15 protein-coding genes and 4 tRNA genes are annotated in these 16,659 nt (G+C 46.1%); 9 read left to right on the top strand and 10 right to left on the bottom strand.

The window, feature by feature from the left end:
• Window positions 1-105: 105 nt before the first annotated feature.
• From A1359_RS16225 to A1359_RS16270, 10 genes are all read right to left on the bottom strand, one after another.
• Window positions 106-181 (bottom strand) — tRNA-Thr (locus A1359_RS16225).
• 20 nt (window positions 182-201) lie between these two features.
• Window positions 202-275 (bottom strand) — tRNA-Gly (locus A1359_RS16230).
• A 21-nt stretch (window positions 276-296) separates the two neighbouring features.
• Window positions 297-381: transfer RNA gene (locus tag A1359_RS16235), tRNA-Tyr, on the bottom strand.
• A gap of 64 nt (window positions 382-445) precedes the next feature.
• Entirely contained in the window at window positions 446-1,018 is a 573-nt protein-coding gene (gene pth / locus A1359_RS16240; RefSeq protein ID WP_066985492.1) for an aminoacyl-tRNA hydrolase, read from the bottom strand.
• A gap of 15 nt (window positions 1,019-1,033) precedes the next feature.
• Window positions 1,034-1,654: a 50S ribosomal protein L25/general stress protein Ctc gene (locus tag A1359_RS16245; protein WP_066985495.1), complete on the bottom strand. Its 621-nt coding sequence runs from the start codon at window positions 1,652-1,654 to the stop codon at window positions 1,034-1,036.
• 49 nt (window positions 1,655-1,703) lie between these two features.
• Complete coding sequence (locus A1359_RS16250) at window positions 1,704-2,657, bottom strand: ribose-phosphate diphosphokinase (protein WP_066985500.1); 954 nt, start codon at window positions 2,655-2,657, stop codon at window positions 1,704-1,706.
• Between the two features lie 33 nt (window positions 2,658-2,690).
• Window positions 2,691-2,765 (bottom strand) — tRNA-Gln (locus A1359_RS16255).
• An 18-nt stretch (window positions 2,766-2,783) separates the two neighbouring features.
• The gene (ispE, locus tag A1359_RS16260; RefSeq protein ID WP_269747939.1) at window positions 2,784-3,647 is read right to left on the bottom strand and encodes a 4-(cytidine 5'-diphospho)-2-C-methyl-D-erythritol kinase; all 864 of its coding nucleotides are present in this window, start codon (window positions 3,645-3,647) and stop codon (window positions 2,784-2,786) included.
• Window positions 3,647-4,210, bottom strand: a complete 564-nt coding sequence (gene lolB, locus A1359_RS16265; protein WP_066985506.1) for a lipoprotein insertase outer membrane protein LolB — start codon at window positions 4,208-4,210, stop codon at window positions 3,647-3,649. Before lolB ends, ispE begins: the two co-directional genes overlap by 1 nt.
• Window positions 4,207-5,931: a tetratricopeptide repeat protein gene (locus tag A1359_RS16270; protein ID WP_066985513.1), complete on the bottom strand. Its 1,725-nt coding sequence runs from the start codon at window positions 5,929-5,931 to the stop codon at window positions 4,207-4,209. Before A1359_RS16270 ends, lolB begins: the two co-directional genes overlap by 4 nt.
• Before the next feature lie 146 nt (window positions 5,932-6,077).
• Here A1359_RS16270 and hemA point away from each other — a divergent pair, with 146 nt between their 5' ends.
• The 9 genes from hemA to A1359_RS16315 all read left to right on the top strand — a co-directional run bounded on the left by hemA (window position 6,078) and on the right by A1359_RS16315 (window position 16,209).
• The gene (gene hemA, locus A1359_RS16275; RefSeq protein ID WP_066985516.1) at window positions 6,078-7,328 is read left to right on the top strand and encodes a glutamyl-tRNA reductase; all 1,251 of its coding nucleotides are present in this window, start codon (window positions 6,078-6,080) and stop codon (window positions 7,326-7,328) included.
• Window positions 7,329-7,338: 10 nt separating this feature from the next.
• On the top strand, window positions 7,339-8,424 hold the full coding sequence (prfA, locus tag A1359_RS16280; RefSeq protein ID WP_066985519.1) for a peptide chain release factor 1: 1,086 nt from the start codon (window positions 7,339-7,341) through the stop codon (window positions 8,422-8,424).
• On the top strand, window positions 8,417-9,286 hold the full coding sequence (gene prmC / locus A1359_RS16285; RefSeq protein WP_066985522.1) for a peptide chain release factor N(5)-glutamine methyltransferase: 870 nt from the start codon (window positions 8,417-8,419) through the stop codon (window positions 9,284-9,286). The genes prfA and prmC overlap by 8 nt, the downstream gene beginning before the upstream one ends.
• Entirely contained in the window at window positions 9,283-9,708 is a 426-nt protein-coding gene (locus A1359_RS16290) for a M67 family metallopeptidase (RefSeq protein WP_066985525.1), read from the top strand. The genes prmC and A1359_RS16290 overlap by 4 nt, the downstream gene beginning before the upstream one ends.
• 573 nt (window positions 9,709-10,281) lie before the next feature.
• The gene (locus tag A1359_RS16295) at window positions 10,282-11,559 is read left to right on the top strand and encodes a GGDEF domain-containing protein (protein WP_066985528.1); all 1,278 of its coding nucleotides are present in this window, start codon (window positions 10,282-10,284) and stop codon (window positions 11,557-11,559) included.
• 14 nt (window positions 11,560-11,573) lie between these two features.
• Window positions 11,574-11,708: a hypothetical protein gene (locus A1359_RS23495; protein ID WP_269747940.1), complete on the top strand. Its 135-nt coding sequence runs from the start codon at window positions 11,574-11,576 to the stop codon at window positions 11,706-11,708.
• Window positions 11,709-12,303: 595 nt separating this feature from the next.
• A complete protein-coding gene (locus A1359_RS16300; RefSeq protein ID WP_066985531.1) occupies window positions 12,304-13,773 on the top strand; it encodes a c-type cytochrome in 1,470 nt (489 codons plus the stop codon).
• Window positions 13,770-15,074, top strand: a complete 1,305-nt coding sequence (locus A1359_RS16305) for a c-type cytochrome (protein ID WP_066985534.1) — start codon at window positions 13,770-13,772, stop codon at window positions 15,072-15,074. Before A1359_RS16300 ends, A1359_RS16305 begins: the two co-directional genes overlap by 4 nt.
• Before the next feature lie 478 nt (window positions 15,075-15,552).
• A complete protein-coding gene (locus A1359_RS16315) occupies window positions 15,553-16,209 on the top strand; it encodes a hypothetical protein (protein ID WP_066985542.1) in 657 nt (218 codons plus the stop codon).
• The last annotated feature ends 450 nt before the right edge of the window (window positions 16,210-16,659 follow it).

Raw genomic sequence — 16,659 nt, forward strand, 5'->3', positions numbered from 1 at the left:
CATGGTCAACGTGACCAATCGTGCCTACGTTTACGTGCGGTTTTTTTCTTTCAAATTTTTCTTTAGCCATTACGAAAATATCCTAGAAGAACGATCAATCAAAACTGGAGCTCATAACCGGATTCGAACCGGTGACCTCTTCCTTACCAAGGAAGTGCTCTACCTACTGAGCTATATGAGCGACATTACCATAGCTTAATATGGAGCGGGTGATGGGAATCGAACCCACGTGATCAGCTTGGAAGGCTGGAGTTCTACCATTGAACTACACCCGCAGATCCAATTCAAAAAAATAATGGTGGAGGGGGGAGGATTCGAACCTCCGAAGGTAGAACCGGCAGATTTACAGTCTGATCCCTTTGGCCGCTCGGGAACCCCTCCGTCACATAATCCAGGCATTATCCTTATCCAAAACACACTGGTCAAGCTTTTTTTTATTTATTTACTACTTTATCCCTGCTAGCTTTTCATTTAGCCTAGCAACATCACCATTTACCAGCAGATCGAACTGATTAAGCAGCAAATCAAATACGCCATCAAAGCCACTTAAAGCTGACTTAGATAGATTGGATAAAACATAGTCCGCCACATTCGCACCTGCTGTCGGCCGCCCAATTCCGATCCTCAAGCGATAGAAATCACGAGAATCAATATGAGCAATAATATCCCTTAAACCGTTATGCCCCGCATGACCACCATCGCGCTTGAACTTAACCGCGCATTCCGGCAAATCCAGCTCATCATGCACAACAAGCATCTCTTCCGGCTTAAACTTATAATAACGCAGCAGTTTGCCGACCGACAAACCACTCCTATTCATAAAAGCCATTGGCTTGAGCAAAATAAATTTATTTTCGCCCATTGAAAAGCTTGCAATCTCGGCCTGAAATTGATTTTGGGCCGACCATTTACAAGACACTGAGCCAGCCAAGCAATCTAAAAAAATAAACCCGGCATTATGCCGGGTTTTTTCGTACTGCAGCCCGGGGTTTCCGAGACCTACAATTACTTTAATCATCTAAAACACAGAGAATTATTCTTCAGTAGCTTCCTCTGCATCATCACTAGATTCCGCAGCTCTTGGCATAATAATTTGCACGACCGACTGATCATGCTCATGCCCCAATTGCAGCTCAGGAATTTCAACGCCCTCAGGCAAAACCAGATCAGACAAATGAAGCGCAGAGCCTAAATCAATATTTGCCATATCAATCTCAATGAACTCAGGCAGCTTTGATGGGATGCACGACACCTCAACATCACTCATGGAATGCATGACGATGCCGCCTTTTTTAACGCCCACGGAAACTTCTTCGTTTACGAAATGAAAAGGCACTCGCACTTTCAAAGCGTGACCTTTGGTCACGCGCATAAAATCTACATGAAGAATAACCGGCTTGGAAGGATGGCGCTGGATATGCTTTAAAACCGCTTTTTCAGCTCTGCCAGCAACATTAATATCCAATACATGCGAATACACTGCTTCATGGGCAAGATGCTTCAAAAGCTCATTATGATCTAAAGTCAACATCTCTGGGGCCTCACTGCCACCATAGATTACCGCAGGAACCTTACCTTGACGACGAACCACTTTCGCCGCGCTACTACCAGCAGCACTGCGAGCTTCTGCAACAAACTCAAACACGTTAGCCATTTTTTTCTCCAAAAGCCTGTTCTACAAGCACTACTTAATAGTTATTGAACTAATCTACATATAGCGAGCTAACAGACTCGCCAACAGCTATACGCCGTATTGTTTCAGCCAGCATCTCAGCGACACTTAACTGCCTGATCTTTCCTATTGCTTTCAATTCTTCAGTTAAAGGAATCGTATCGGTTACAACCAATTCATCTAAAACTGAATTTCTAACATTTTCAGCAGCCCCGCCAGATAGCACGGGATGCGTGCAGTATGCGACCACCTTTATAGCGCCATTATTTTTAAGCGCTTTCGCTGCGTGACAAAGAGTTCCTGCAGTATCGACCAGATCATCCACCATCACGCAAGTCCGGCCTTCCACATCACCAATGATGTGCATTATTTCTGAAACGTTTGCCCTGGGTCTACGCTTGTCTATTATAGCCAAATCCGCATCACCCAATCGTTTAGCAAGCGCTCTAGCCCTCACCACCCCACCCACATCAGGCGAGACAACAATTAAATTCTTATATTCCTGCTTCCAGACATCCCCCAACAATATGGGCGATGCGTAAACATTATCAACAGGAATTCCAAAAAAACCCTGAATTTGATCAGCATGCAAATCAACCGTTAAAGCTCTATCAGCTCCCGCATGACCAATCATATCTGCAACCAATCTAGCTGTGATTGGTACACGTGCCGACCTGGATCTTCTATCCTGCCTAGCATACCCGTAATACGGGATTACAGCTGTGATGCTTGCCGCAGACGCCCGTCTTAAGGCATCTATCATGACCAACAGCTCCATCAAGTTTTCATTTGTAGGGCTACACGTAGGCTGTACAACAAATACATCCCTACCCCTAACGTTTTCCTCGATTTCTACAAAAATCTCACCATCACTAAATCGCCCAACTGTCGCCATACCAAGGCGCATGTTAAGCTTCCTCACAATACCCTCAGATAATGCCCGATTGGCATTACCCGAAAATACCATTATTGAAGCATCACGCATTCAAGTACTCCCGAGGAATTTTATAGGTATATATGGCTGGGCTGCTAGGATTCGAACCTAGGTATGCGGAGATCAAAACCCCGTGCCTTACCGCTTGGCGACAGCCCAATATTTGGATTGGATAAATTATTCCAGCATTCTGTAGAGTGGCGACCTATTCAGACCTTTAGTCAAAAATACCTGCCAATCTAATGATAACGCATTAAAAGCAACCTCTGCAGCTTCTTTTGAGCCAAACTGAGCAAATACACAAGCCCCAGTCCCGGTCAACCTAGCTTCTGCATAGAATGACAAAGCTTTTAAAGCATCTTCTACTGGCTGGTAAATCTTACTAACTACCTGAGCGCAATCGTTACGATCGTCCCCTGCAATAAAGTCGGCTATTTTGATTGGTTTGCTGTCCCTTGTCAACCCCTCAGCACAAAAAATTTCTTTAGTATTGACATGACACTCCGGCTTAACAATTACCACCCACTGCTCCGGCAAGGATATAGCCGTCAGTCGCTCACCAACCCCCTCGCCCCATGCTGAATACCCAAAAACAAAAACCGGCACATCTGCGCCCAACTCCAACCCCAGCAACATCAACTCATCCACAGAAAGCCCTAGCTCCCACAGATGATTTAATACCACTAAAGTAGTCGCCGCATCTGAGCTCCCCCCTCCCAAGCCACCACCCATAGGCAGAATTTTTTCAATTTCTATGCATACACCTTGATGGCAACCAGTATGCTTTTTTAACAACTTAGCAGCTCGCACCGTTAAATCATCTTGCTCGGGCACACCAGGTATAGGGTTTTTTAAACTAACACCTTCGTCTTCAACGGGATAAAAACTTAACCAGTCACAAAGCTCAAGCATTTGAAAAACAGTTTGCAGCAAATGATAACCATCCGGCCTTCGCCCGATAATTCTCAGCATCAAATTTAATTTTGCCGGTGCCGGCCATTTTTTACCCCAACCATCCGCCAAACTATTTACCTCTGACACTAAATTTCCCATTGATCTATGATTAATTTTATTTTTGCTCTATCTTTTTCTGCAGTAATTTTTTTGGGCAATACTTCTGAATTTGCTTTCTGCATTTCTCTATAGATGACCAACCAGCCAGACTGTAAAAACCCCCCAGGCTGCTCAGTATAAGAATACTTGGGCTCATTTACGCCTAATACCCAAAATTTCAATGCTCCCACCGGCATATCCACCCCTAACTGCTCCGCAAATACTTGCTCAGGCTCACCCAGATAAACATTGCGACTTTCCCCGTCATCTATCGTAACTTGTCCAGGCGAAACCGATATCTTCGTCCTGCCTTGAGCTAAAGGTCCGGCAAGCTCAATATCATCTCTATCCTGTCCATGTCGCCAGACGATAGACAAGGAAACAGAATCATTTTCGTCAACTACGGCTAATCTACCCTCAAATGCCCAGTCTTGCAGTTGCTGTAAATGCTGCCTACTTGTTAACTGAAAATCCTGCAAAGGCTTTTCAGGCGTCACCGAGCAAGCATTCAGAAAAAAAAATGCCGCCGTGAATATTATTCGCCAACTCATAATTCGCTAGGCATATAACGGTTTTTAAATTTCAATAAATATTCATCATCAGGGTATTTTTTAAAGATTGGCTCAAAAAAATCCCTAGACTCCTGAGGCTTACCCATAACCCACAACACCTCTGCTATATGAGCAGCAATCTCGTTTTCTTGCTGTTTTTCATAGGCTTTGTTTAAGTATTCCAAGGCCAAGTCATATTTTCCGCGTTTGAATTGCAGCCAACCGTAGCTATCGATAATGACAGCCTCATCCGGCTTTAACTCAAGCGCTCTAACCAAATATTTTTCGGCATCATCAAAGCGCTGCGTATCATCCGTCAACGTATACCCCAACGCATTTAAAGCGGCGACATCATCCGGATTTTTATCAAGAATCTTCTTTAAATCAGCTTCCAAAACATCCAGCTTATGCAATCGCTCTGCAATCAGCGCCCTAGCGTACAAAACATCCCGGTTATCCGGCGTATCTTTTAACGCATTACTCAGCTCATCATAGGCTTCCTGATACTTTCCCCATTGACTATATAACTCAGCCTTCATCATCAAAATACGCAGATGCTGCTCAGGATACTTGGCATCCATCTTTTTAATTCGGCTTTCCACTTCCTCTAGCTGCTTTTGATTTAACAATATTGAAACCGAGGCTATTTCAGCATCAAAACCATAACCACTTGCCGCAGCCCGATCAAACCATTTCAAAGCTTTTCCTGGCTGCTGCTTATCAAGCTCTATTTTGCCCAGATAATAACTTGCCCGACCTTCCCACTCAGGATCGCTCAATAGCTTTTCCAAATAGCTCTCAGCCTTATCTATCTGATTTTGCTGCAAATAGATCAGAGCCATAGTAAATTGGGTTTCCCCGTCATCCGGATATTCATCCAACACTGTTTGACAGAGCTTGATGGCATCATCATAAGCACTCGCATTTACCAAAACTTCCAACAACATCTTACGTAATTGCCTATCATCAGGCGCTTGTCTGACTGCCTTTTCCAGATATTCCCGCGCCTTTTTCACATCACCTGTGCGCCCGGCCAATTGAGCTTGAAATATAATCGCCTTATTCCAATCCGGCTGAAGCTCTAATACGCGGTTTATTTTCTGCTGCGCAAGTTCATTGTCCGGCAAAAGCGAAGCCACTATAGCTTGTAAAAAAATCAAACCGGAATCATCCGGGTGCAATTGAGACAAGTCATCAAGTACTTGGTAGATAAATTGGGTACGCCCCTCTTTTTCTAGGGCTTTGATGATTTCAAGCATACCACCCTCGAAACCCGCCGGATCATCGCTTAATATCACATCGAGATTATCAACCGCCACTTTTCGATCAGAGTTTTTAATCGCCAATAACACAGCAAATTTTCTTGCTGGCATATTATTCTGATCCTTAGACAACCAGATGTCTAACGCCTCACGCGTACGCTTTTCATCTTTCAAGAACATGCCGATCTTAACAGCCCGCTCAGCGATACGCGCATCATCAACCCGCTTGGCTGCCTGTAAATAGGCATCCAGAGCCAGATCATACTGATTGCGTTGCCCTGCAAGCTCTGCCGTCATCAACAAATACAACACTTCTTCGTCAATCACGGTATTGTGATTGGCTCGAGGCGTTAATACGTCCTGCGGCGTAGTTTTGGCTTCAGGCTCAGACGTTGCTTCCGGTGAAACAGCGCAGCCCGACAAAGAAAATAATATTGCAATACCTATCCATTTTTTCATGCAATTCATAAGACCTAATTTCAATATAATGTTGACATAGATTATCAGAAAATACTTTTAGTTCAGACTAACCAATGATTCTATTTGGACAAAAACAGCACATTCCTTAAAATGAGCTCTTTTGTCAGGCTCTAACCATACAAATAATGACACTTCTTGCCGTAGGGATAAATTACAACACCGCGCCAGTCGCCGTTCGTGAACGCCTGGCTTTCCCGGCGGATGTACTTGATATCACACTAAAGAATCTGCGAAATGTTCGCGACATATCCGAAGCAGCCATTTTATCCACCTGCAATCGGACAGAATTTTACTGCCATACCAGCAGTGATGATCAAGCTGCCTTGATCAACTGGATAGCCGACACCAAAATCATAAAGCCCGCAGAGTTCACGCCCTATCTTTACAGCTTTAAAGACAGCCAGTCGATACGCCACATGTTCCGCGTTGCTTGCGGCCTGGACTCGATGATATTAGGCGAACCGCAAATCCTCGGTCAGATGAAAACGGCTTACCATGCCGCCAATCAAGCCGGCACTTTGGGCAGAAATCTCAGTAAATTGTTTCATCATACCTTTTCTGCAGCAAAAAAAGTGCGCACAGACACCGCCATAGGCTCCAGCCCAGTATCGGTCGCCTTTGCAGCGGTGCAACTTGCACAACAAATTTTCGACAAACTATCAGACCAAACTGCCCTTTTGATCGGCGCTGGTGAAACCATAGAGCTCACTGCTCGCCATCTTTACCAACACGGCATTGGTCGCATCATCATCGCCAATCGCACCTATGACAAAGCTCACGCACTGGCAACACAGTTCAACGGTTATGCCATAGCACTTAACGAAATCCCAAATCATTTAGCCGAAGCAGATATTGTAGTATCGTCCACCGCTAGCCAGCTACCTATACTCGGTAAAGGCCGGGTAGAAAGCGCCATCAAAAAACGTAAACACAAACCCATGTTTATGGTCGATTTAGCCGTCCCACGCGACATCGAAGCCGAAGTGGCGCAATTACCCGACGTGTATTTATATACCATTGACGACTTACAAAATGCAGTCAATCAAAACATGGATACGCGCCGACGCGCAGCTGAGCAGGCCGAAGAAATTATTGATACTCAAGTCGAGCATTTTCTGTCTTGGCTACGCTCACAAGGCGCGCAGGAAACCATACGCGACTTTCGCACCCAAGCCGAAATCACCCGCGATGAAGTACTACAAAAAGCTTTAGTTCAACTTAATAACGGCACCTCAGCTGATGAGGTTTTACAGCGCCTGGCACATACTTTAACTAATAAACTGATTCACACCCCTTGCGTACAATTACGTGACGCCGGTGCCAACGATCGCCATGATCTGATTGCCGCTTCTCGCGAAATCTTCAAATTACGATAACTTAAAACCAATGAAACCCTCGATACAAACCAAGTTGGAAAACCTCGGCGAACGCTTCGAAGAAATCACCGCACTATTGTCGCGCCCCGAAGTCCAAAACGACCAAAACCAATATCGCAGCCTGGGCCAGGAATATGCGCAAATTGAACCACTCGTCGCCTGCTATAAAATCTATCAGGAAAACGAGACCAATCTGGAATCAGCCAGGGAAATGGCAAAAGACAGTGACCCTGAATTACGGGAAATGGCAAAAGAAGAACTTAACGATGCCGAAACCCAACGCGAGGAATTGGAACAACAACTGCAAATTCTGCTGTTACCCAAAGACCCCAACGACAATCGCAACGTTTTTTTGGAAGTACGCGCCGGCACCGGCGGCGACGAAGCGGCAATATTCTCGGGCGACTTGGCGCGCATGTACCAACGTTATGCGGAACGGCAGGGCTGGAGTACTGAAATCATCAACGAAAATCGCGGCGAACACGGCGGCTTCAAGGAAGTTATTCTGCGCGTCAGTGGTCAAAACGTCTATTCGCAATTGAAATTTGAATCCGGCACCCACCGCGTACAGAGGGTGCCGGAAACCGAATCACAAGGCCGCGTACATACTTCGGCTTGCACGGTAGCGATCATGCCTGAAGTCGATAGCGTCGACGAAATTGACATCAATCCGGCCGATTTACGTATCGATACTTACCGCGCATCTGGCGCAGGTGGCCAGCACGTCAACCGCACTGAATCGGCGATTCGTATTACCCACATTCCCTCCGGCGTGGTGGTGGAATGCCAGGACGAACGCTCTCAACACAAAAACCGTGCCCGAGCGATGTCCGTGCTGCAAGCACGCCTACTCTCAGCTGCACAGGAAAAACAGCACTCCGAACAATCAGAAAATCGAAAACTGCAAGTTGGTAGCGGCGACCGTTCCGAACGTATCCGTACCTATAATTATCCACAAGGCCGTCTGACTGATCATCGCATCAATCTGACGCTGTACAAACTGGAAGAGATCATGGAAGGCGGACTAGATCATGTGATTCAGCCCCTGATACATGAACACCAAGCCGAATTACTGACCCAGCTAAGCAATGCCTAATAGCCAAACGCATTCAGGCGAGTCCATTCAAACACTAGTGAAAAACAGTGTTATGCGCCTAGCACACGCATCAGATACACCGCATCTGGATGCAGAAGTGCTGCTTTGCCACTGCCTGAGCAAAAACCGTTCTTACCTCAGAGCCTGGCCGGAACATCATCCCAGCGCGGCACAATCCCTGCAGTTTTGGGCTTTAATCGAGCAACGCTGCCTGGGTGAACCAATAGCCTACCTAACCGGTCAGCGTGAATTTTGGTCACGCGCCTTCATGGTCAGCCCGGATGTACTCATCCCCAGGCCTGATACTGAGTTACTGATTGAATTAAGTCTGCAGCACTTGCCCAGCAATCAGGCCGGCAAAATTATTGACATGGGTACAGGTTCCGGCATTTTGGCTATTACACTCGCCGCAGAACGCCCGTTGGCCGACGTAATCGCTACCGACATCAGCAGTGCGGCATTGAACATTGCCAAAAAAAATGCCCAGCAACTAGCGGTCGGCAATATACGCTTTTTAATCTCGGACTGGTTTGATGCCGTGACCGAAAGCAATTTTGACTTGGTCATTAGTAACCCACCTTACATCGCAGCAGACGATCCGCATTTACAGCAAGGCGACGTGCGTTTCGAACCTGAATCGGCTCTGATTAGTGGTGAAGAAGGCCTAAAAGATATTCGCCTACTGAGCGAGCAAGCCCGGAACCACTTAAAACCAAACGGCCTGTTATTGATCGAACATGGCTATAACCAGCAAACTCAAGCCCAGGCTATTTTACAAACATTGAATTACCGCCAGATTCAGACACACCCTGACCTGTCCGGTAATCCCCGCGTTACCTCAGGAATATGGAACCCCGCATGAATAACCAAGACATTTGTTTACCGCGCAAACTCACCAATCAGCTGCTACATTTGGCCCAATTATCACCGGATACCGAGATATGCGGCTTGGTTGGCGCCGATGCCGCCGGCACCCCAGTAAGTTGCTATCCGGTATCGAACAGCGCCGATAATCCGCAAAAGCGTTTTTTACTGGACCCCAGCCAGCAAATCGCCGCCATGAAACAGATAAGGGAAAAACACCAAACCTTGTTCGCTATTTTTCACTCCCATCCCACCTCCTCAGCCGAACCCTCACCCACCGATATAGAGCAAGCCAGTTACCCGGAAGTCCTGCATCTGATTATTTCGTTGAATACCAAAGGCGTGCTGGAAATGCGTGGTTTCAAGATCGCTAACGGCGTCGTAGAAGAACATCCACTCCGCCTGATCGAAACCGAATGAAAAGTTTAAAGCAGGGAAAATGCTTCGGCTGAACACGCCCCGATGGTTACTGCTCGGCCAGACCGGTGGGTTAAAAACCGATCCAATCTAAATCGGACATCAGTCGTTAAGCGGTCAGCCAAATAGCGCTTGATTAAGCTTTTATGGAAACAGTTACTTCGATACTCGCATTGAAATCGAGGCCAATATCGCGCAAAAAATATTGGTCGATAGGCGGTGTTTTCAAGCTGGATAGCGAAGCATAGCCGGTACCAAAACATCCATAGAAAAGCACACCCCACTTCACGTAATGCGTGCATTTTTCTGATAGTTGTTTTCAACACTCTCAGACCATTGATATGTAAAGCTCAATTGAATCTCGGTTGGCACTTAAATTCATTGTAAACTTAACAGAAGCAGCAATTGATATTCGTTTTTGCCAAGGATTTTGCCAGAACAAACTCTATTATTGAACAATGCTGTCGTGTATTGCCTACCTGTAAGTTTAGTTTCAGCAATTAGGGGTTCCACGCAGGTAAAACATGGGCATTTTTGGGTATAAATCCGATAATAAACCAATCCTTGAAACCCGCCATGAAAAACAAACTACACAAATACGCCGAATTCGATCTGGATGCAGTCTTCGAACGTTTCTACGAAACCATGCTGTCGAATGAAGATTTCTCAGGATTCTTTAAAGATCAGGCGCAAATCAGATCTCTGATAACACGGCAAAAGCGATTTCTACTTGAATCGATCCCCATGACAGAGGACGAAATCAAGAGTCGTTATATCGCGCTAGGTGAAATGCATTACCAGATTAAAGTGCCATATGCCGACTATATGGCCGGCATGAATATACTTGAAAAAGGCTTGATTCAGGCTGTTGTGTTGCGTAATGAGCCTTCGGAAATGCTGGAAACAACCTTCCATTTCTTCAAGATGATCCGGGCGTATACTGCCAAGGGTTATCTGAATAAACTACTGGAAGCGGATATTGAAGATATCGATCACTACCTGACTCATGTCCAGCGGGCTTCCGAAATGGATACTTTGCTGGCTACCGAGCGGGTAATCTGGCTTAAAAACGTTATTTTTGCCATCAAGATTGAAAATCGGGCGGCAGCCCCCGCCCTGCATATGCCCATCGAAATCAGCAATATGATTGAAGCAGCCACCAAAGATGATCCGGTGTTGACGCGCTACGCCACAGAAATGGCGGGCAGAATGGAATTGAATGCCAGAAATGTGTTCTATTTTCTGGAAAAGGGCAGTTACGAAGAGGTATTGCCTTTGTACCGCGAGCTAATGAGCATCTACAAGCTCACGTTGATGCTGACTAATGTGGTGACTATCGCCTCGACTCATCAATTGATGCAAAGCTTATCCAAGGATACCTTAACCGGCCTGCTGTCCCGTCATTCCTTGATATCGATTTTGAGCCGTGAATTATCGATCGCCACAGCCGGCCAATACCCGTTGGCTTTTATCATGCTTGATATTGATCATTTCAAGCAGGTCAATGACAGTTTCGGCCATGGCGCAGGGGATCAGGTGCTGGCCAAGGTAGCGAAGACGGGGGCTGGATTGATCCGGGCAACGGATTATGCCTTCCGATTAGGCGGCGAAGAGTTCTTGCTGGTTCTCAAAGGCGCGTCCTTCAACATCGCAACCGCCCAAGCTGAAATAATTCGTCAACAAGTTGAGAATCTCCAGTTCGAATTTGATGACCGTCAACATCGAGTCACTGTCAGTCTGGGTGTCGTGGTATTTAGCCCACCCTTTACCTTGACGTATGATCAAATGCTGGATGCTGTCGATAAAAAGCTTTATGCGGCTAAAGCAGATGGGCGTAATCGCGTTGCTTCATAAACAGGGAGTCGCCAATGAAATTTAAATTACAAAAATACGCTGAACTTGATCTGGGTGCCGTGTTCGAGACGCTTTGTGACACCATGCTATCCTTTTCCGATAGCATACTAAACAGTCGCTGCATTTTGATTTCAAAGGCTTGCTCGTAACCGATCACTTGCTTCTAATCTTACGCTGGGTAAAGTGCTTTATTATCGTCTATTCGCTTTATCAATTCAGGGAAGTTGTTTTGGCGATATCCTTAGGAGCCGCGTTAACGGTTTGCCAAAATCTTTATCCACAGCATTTGTGGATGATTAATGCTTGTGGAACGTTTGTTGGCTGTTTTGACGAAAGAGCGTTTCAACTGCAGTAATGCAGCGGGTGCCGTACAAGCGCCCCTGTGACAAGCCGGAAAGGTGATTCAATTCGGCTGTTTAAATTTTGGACAGTGTAACGATTCTATACGTTTAGCGCTTTCGAATGGATCTGTCCGCATTGAGCATTCAGTTCAAATACCTTATATAAACCAACAATAAATCAATCAGTTAACTCTAGCCTGCCGCTTAACATAGTGTTGGCACGGAGAATGCTATAAAACCGGAAGCCGTATTGTTAGAGTGTTTGTGTGCCGCCAGCCTAAGGATGGTGAGTTCATCGAAATATTCACGGTGCGTCGTTTATCCGAAACGTTCGATCTGACGCGCCACAATATACGTTAACCGGTTCGGACGGTAGTTGGTTTTTTCTCGTTTGAGGGTGTTAATGGACTTTCCTATTTTTCATATCGATTTTATCGGCAATCGCCTGTTGATTGCCGTCGATGCCATTTTACATGTCATCATCAATCATGCCTTTGCGATTGGCGCTTTGCCGGTGGTGGCATTGTTCGAATACAAGGGCATGCAAACCCAAAATAAGCAGTGGGACGATCTAGCCTATCGCTTGCTGAAGATCATCTTTATTCTGACTACCACGGTCGGAGCGTTGACCGGTGTCGGCATCTGGTTTTCAGCGGCGCTGGTTAATCCGGCGGCGATCGGCAGCTTGATCAGAGTATTTTTCTGGGGATGGTTTGTCGAATGGCTGGTGTTTGTCGCCGAAGTCAGCTTGATCATGGCTTACTTTCTCAGCTGGCAAAACGCAGCCAAATGCCCGGACGCTAAACGGCGGCATCTGCGTTTAGGGATTTTCCTGGCGACTTTTTCCTGGATTACGATGGCTATCATCGTTGCCATTCTCGGTTTCATGATGGATCCCGGCAATTGGATGAGCGAGAGAACTTTGCTGTCCGCTCTTTTTAATCCGATGTATTTGCCGCAACTGGCTTTCAGAACGTCATTGGCGATGGTGATGGGCGGTTTCGTTATTTTGTTCCTGATCTGCCTGTTCAATCGTCACAAGCACACACCCGGCGACAGAGCATTCAAGCGCGATGCCGTCAGCCTGCTGTCGCGTTGGTCCGCCTGCTGGCTGGTGCTCTTCGTATTTGCCTCGATCTGGTACTACAACGTAGTGCCGGGGCTGATGCTGGAAAGTTTGCCGGTTGCGATTGCCACGCAAGACTATGTGACTTGGCATAGCAGCTTGAAATGGTTGTTGATCATTGGCTTGATCTTTGTCGGCTTGACCATGCGCGCCAGCTTTAAATATCCGGGCGAAGTCTCGATAAAGCGTTATGCGCTTTCGGTATTGCTGCTGTTCGCCATGCTAGGCCAGTTTGAACGGGTCCGCGAGTTCATCCGTAAACCCTTCATCATCGGCCAGTACATGTATGCCAACGGCATCCGGGTTGAGGATTACCCGTTATTAAAACGCGATGGCTTGTTACAACACGCCATTTATAACGATATCCGCGAAATCACACCGGAAAACACGCTACACGCCGGGCGTGAAGTGTTTGCCCAAGCCTGCACCCGTTGTCATACCGTCAAAGGCGTCAACGGCATCCGCGCTCAATTGCAACGCATGTACAGCGATAAGCCATGGGACGCCAAAATCATTACCGCTTATCTGGAGAATATGCACAACGCGCGGTATTTCATGCCGCCTTTTCCCGGCAACGACGAGGAACTCAAAGCCTTGTCCGCCTACCTGGCGTCATTGCAAACCAACGCCGAACCCTTTCACGGCGCGCAGATTACCGGGATTCCGAAGCCGGACAGCATCGCCACATCCACAAGTTACGGCTTTTTGCCCGATCTTTCCAACGTATTAACAGGAGTGAATAAATGAACGCCCCGATACCCCGCGATATTCCTTTGCCGCTGCCGGCTGGCGAAGGATTGTTGGAATTTTTACTGATCGTGTCGTTCATCGTGCATATTGTGTTTGTGCATCTGATGCTGGGTGGGTCAATATTTAGCCTGGTTTGCCAAATCAAGGGGCTGAAAATGCCCGTGTTTGAAAATGTCGCTTACTTCATCATGCGCACCATCACTGTGAATAAAAGTCTGGCGGTGGTGATGGGCGTTGCGCCGCTGCTGTTGATCAATACACTGTATGCGCCGCAGTTTTATGCGTCCAGCGCTTTGATCGGCGACGCCTGGATGAGCGTCATTCCGCTGGTGATTGCCGCCTTCCTAATCGCCTACGCGCATAAGTTCTGGTGGAATCATTTCGTCAACATCAGCGAGCTGCATATCGGTATTGCATTGATGGAAACGCTGCTGTTTCTGCTCATTCCGTTGATCTTCATGACTAATGTCAACCTGATGTTGTTTCCCGAGCGCTGGCCCGATGTTAAGGGGTTTTTCTCGGCGATGTTGTTACCTAACGTGATTCAGCGCTATTTGCATTTTGTTACCGCATCGGTGTTATTCGGGGCATTATTTCTGGTTTGGCTGACCGGTAGGCCCAATTTTGCCGAAAACATGAAACACGACGCGCTAGGCATTGCCGAGGTGAGACGTTTTTTCTACGTGTTTGCCTTCGGAGCCGTCATCATTCAAGTCTTGACCGGCCTGATTGTACTGGTGTCTCTGCCGTCCAACGGCATGAGCTGGAAAATCGTGCTGTTACTCTTGCTAGGCGGCGCGCCGGCGTTACCAGCTACTTGGTGGATGTGGCGGGATTTGCAGGAGATCGATAATCGTTTCGCCAATTTTAACCAGGTTGTGATGCTGTTCGCCGGTTCTATCATTATCATGGGCGTGGCGCGGCACGAATATCGTGCAAACGCTTTGGCCGACCACAAAGCCGCAATTGCCCAGAAAACCATCAACTATCAAGCGGCGGCCTTGCAGGCCCGTAACGATGCCGAATTTACAAAAAACATGCGGGCAGCAGACAGTGAACCACCGGGTAGCGCCGATTTCAAACAATATTGTGCAGCCTGCCATCATCCGGAATTGCCAACCGTCGGCCCGGCATTGCAAGAGATTAAAGCGCTTTATGCCGGCAATCCCGAGGGGATTGTCAGTTGGACCAAGGCGCCGGGCAAGAAGCGCCCGGATAGTATGCGCATGCCGGGATTTCCTCAGCTTAGCCAGCAGCAGTTGCAAAACATCGCCAACTATATGCTGGAAGCTCGGTAGTTGTTTCCAATCAGCCGTCGTTTTCATAACAGCGACGGCTGATTCAAGGCGATTTTGTGTGACGTTGTTTTTTTATTTAAAAATGCCTTTTTGCAAAGGTTGGATAAAGGAGAAATTGAAATGGATTCGACTAAATGTTCTAGCAATAAAATAGATCTACATCGAGATAATAAGCAGAGAATAGAAAATAATATAGATGCTTTATTCCCTATGCCGAGATATTTCCAGGTACATTTTGAACATATCAACGACCGCATAACCGAATTGCAGCGGCAGATTCATTATTCTCAGCATCGCATAAACGAGGTGAATGTAAAGCTGGATAGAATTTTGAGATTATTAGGTTGCAATTTAAATTGACTGCCACTTTGCCGATTGGGTTTGTATGCGGCAGGATGCCGCATTTTCAGTTTATCGCGCACTGGTTAAAATAGGGTTGTACTGTTGCTTAACAGAGTTAATTAAGGAAAATATAACCATGTTTGACAAGCCTGAGTTTATTAACATCCCTGCGCTAGATCTTGAGAACAAGCTAATTTTACCAACGTTACAACTATACCAAAATATCGAGTTTAAACTCAGTACCTTATATCAGGATATTCGAAGTATTCTGGTAGACGCACACACTTATCTGGCTGATGTTGCCTTGCAATGGTACGAGCATCCGCGAGAGAGTTTTACTGCTAGCTATGATCGATTCGAAAACAATTTTTTGCCTAAAGCCGATGCGTTCTATCAACATTGGGAAATGCAGGCAATGGCCGGTGTGGATCAGGTGGAGCGTTATTTGCAGGCATTTTGGAACAACCCGGAGCAGACAACACAGGCTATGCTGGAGCCGGTTAGCTGTTATTTCGCTTCGGCGACCGAACAAACGGAACGCTACTGGCAGTCATTTATCGATAATCCTGAACAATTTGCGGTTCATGTAATGGCAATCGCAACGAACTATATGGAGTCATTTGCCGACAGTATCGAAGTTGTCCTGATCAGCAGCTATTATACGTTACATGAATTATTTCAGATATTAATGGCACAACCCTCTGCGGCATTACAAGCTTTATACGCCCACATCCTATCTCGCTTACTTGATACTTATTACGATATCATCTCATCATTGCTAATAATGGTGTGACAGGATAATGTCATTCAAATTTAAATAGTATTTTATATGGTTTCCTATTGTTTTTATCGGTATTCGTGAGCGAGCCTGTAAAATAATATATCGGATTAGCGTAGGCAATTTATGGGAAGCTTAGTGTTATTTCGACTAAAGGGGGAATAAAAAAAGCGGCCGAATAATATTCGACCGCTGAGCTAATCTCGGATACCTTTAGGAGGTTGCACATATCAAGAGTAGCTATATAATAAGTTATTATTGAATTATATGGAGTATGGCAAATTGACGCACTGCGGATTTATTTTAGGCTATTTGCAATTAATAATCGGATTGATAAATTAAAATTACTTCTATATCTGGATAGATTAATACCATATATTTAGAGACATTTAACCTAAAAGCAGTCATTAATTTGGCTCTTCCAGATTTCTCGTGGTAGTCACTACATATAGTATTTCTGGAAAT

Source organism: Methylomonas lenta, assembly GCF_001644015.1.
GTDB lineage: Bacteria > Pseudomonadota > Gammaproteobacteria > Methylococcales > Methylomonadaceae > Methylomonas > Methylomonas lenta.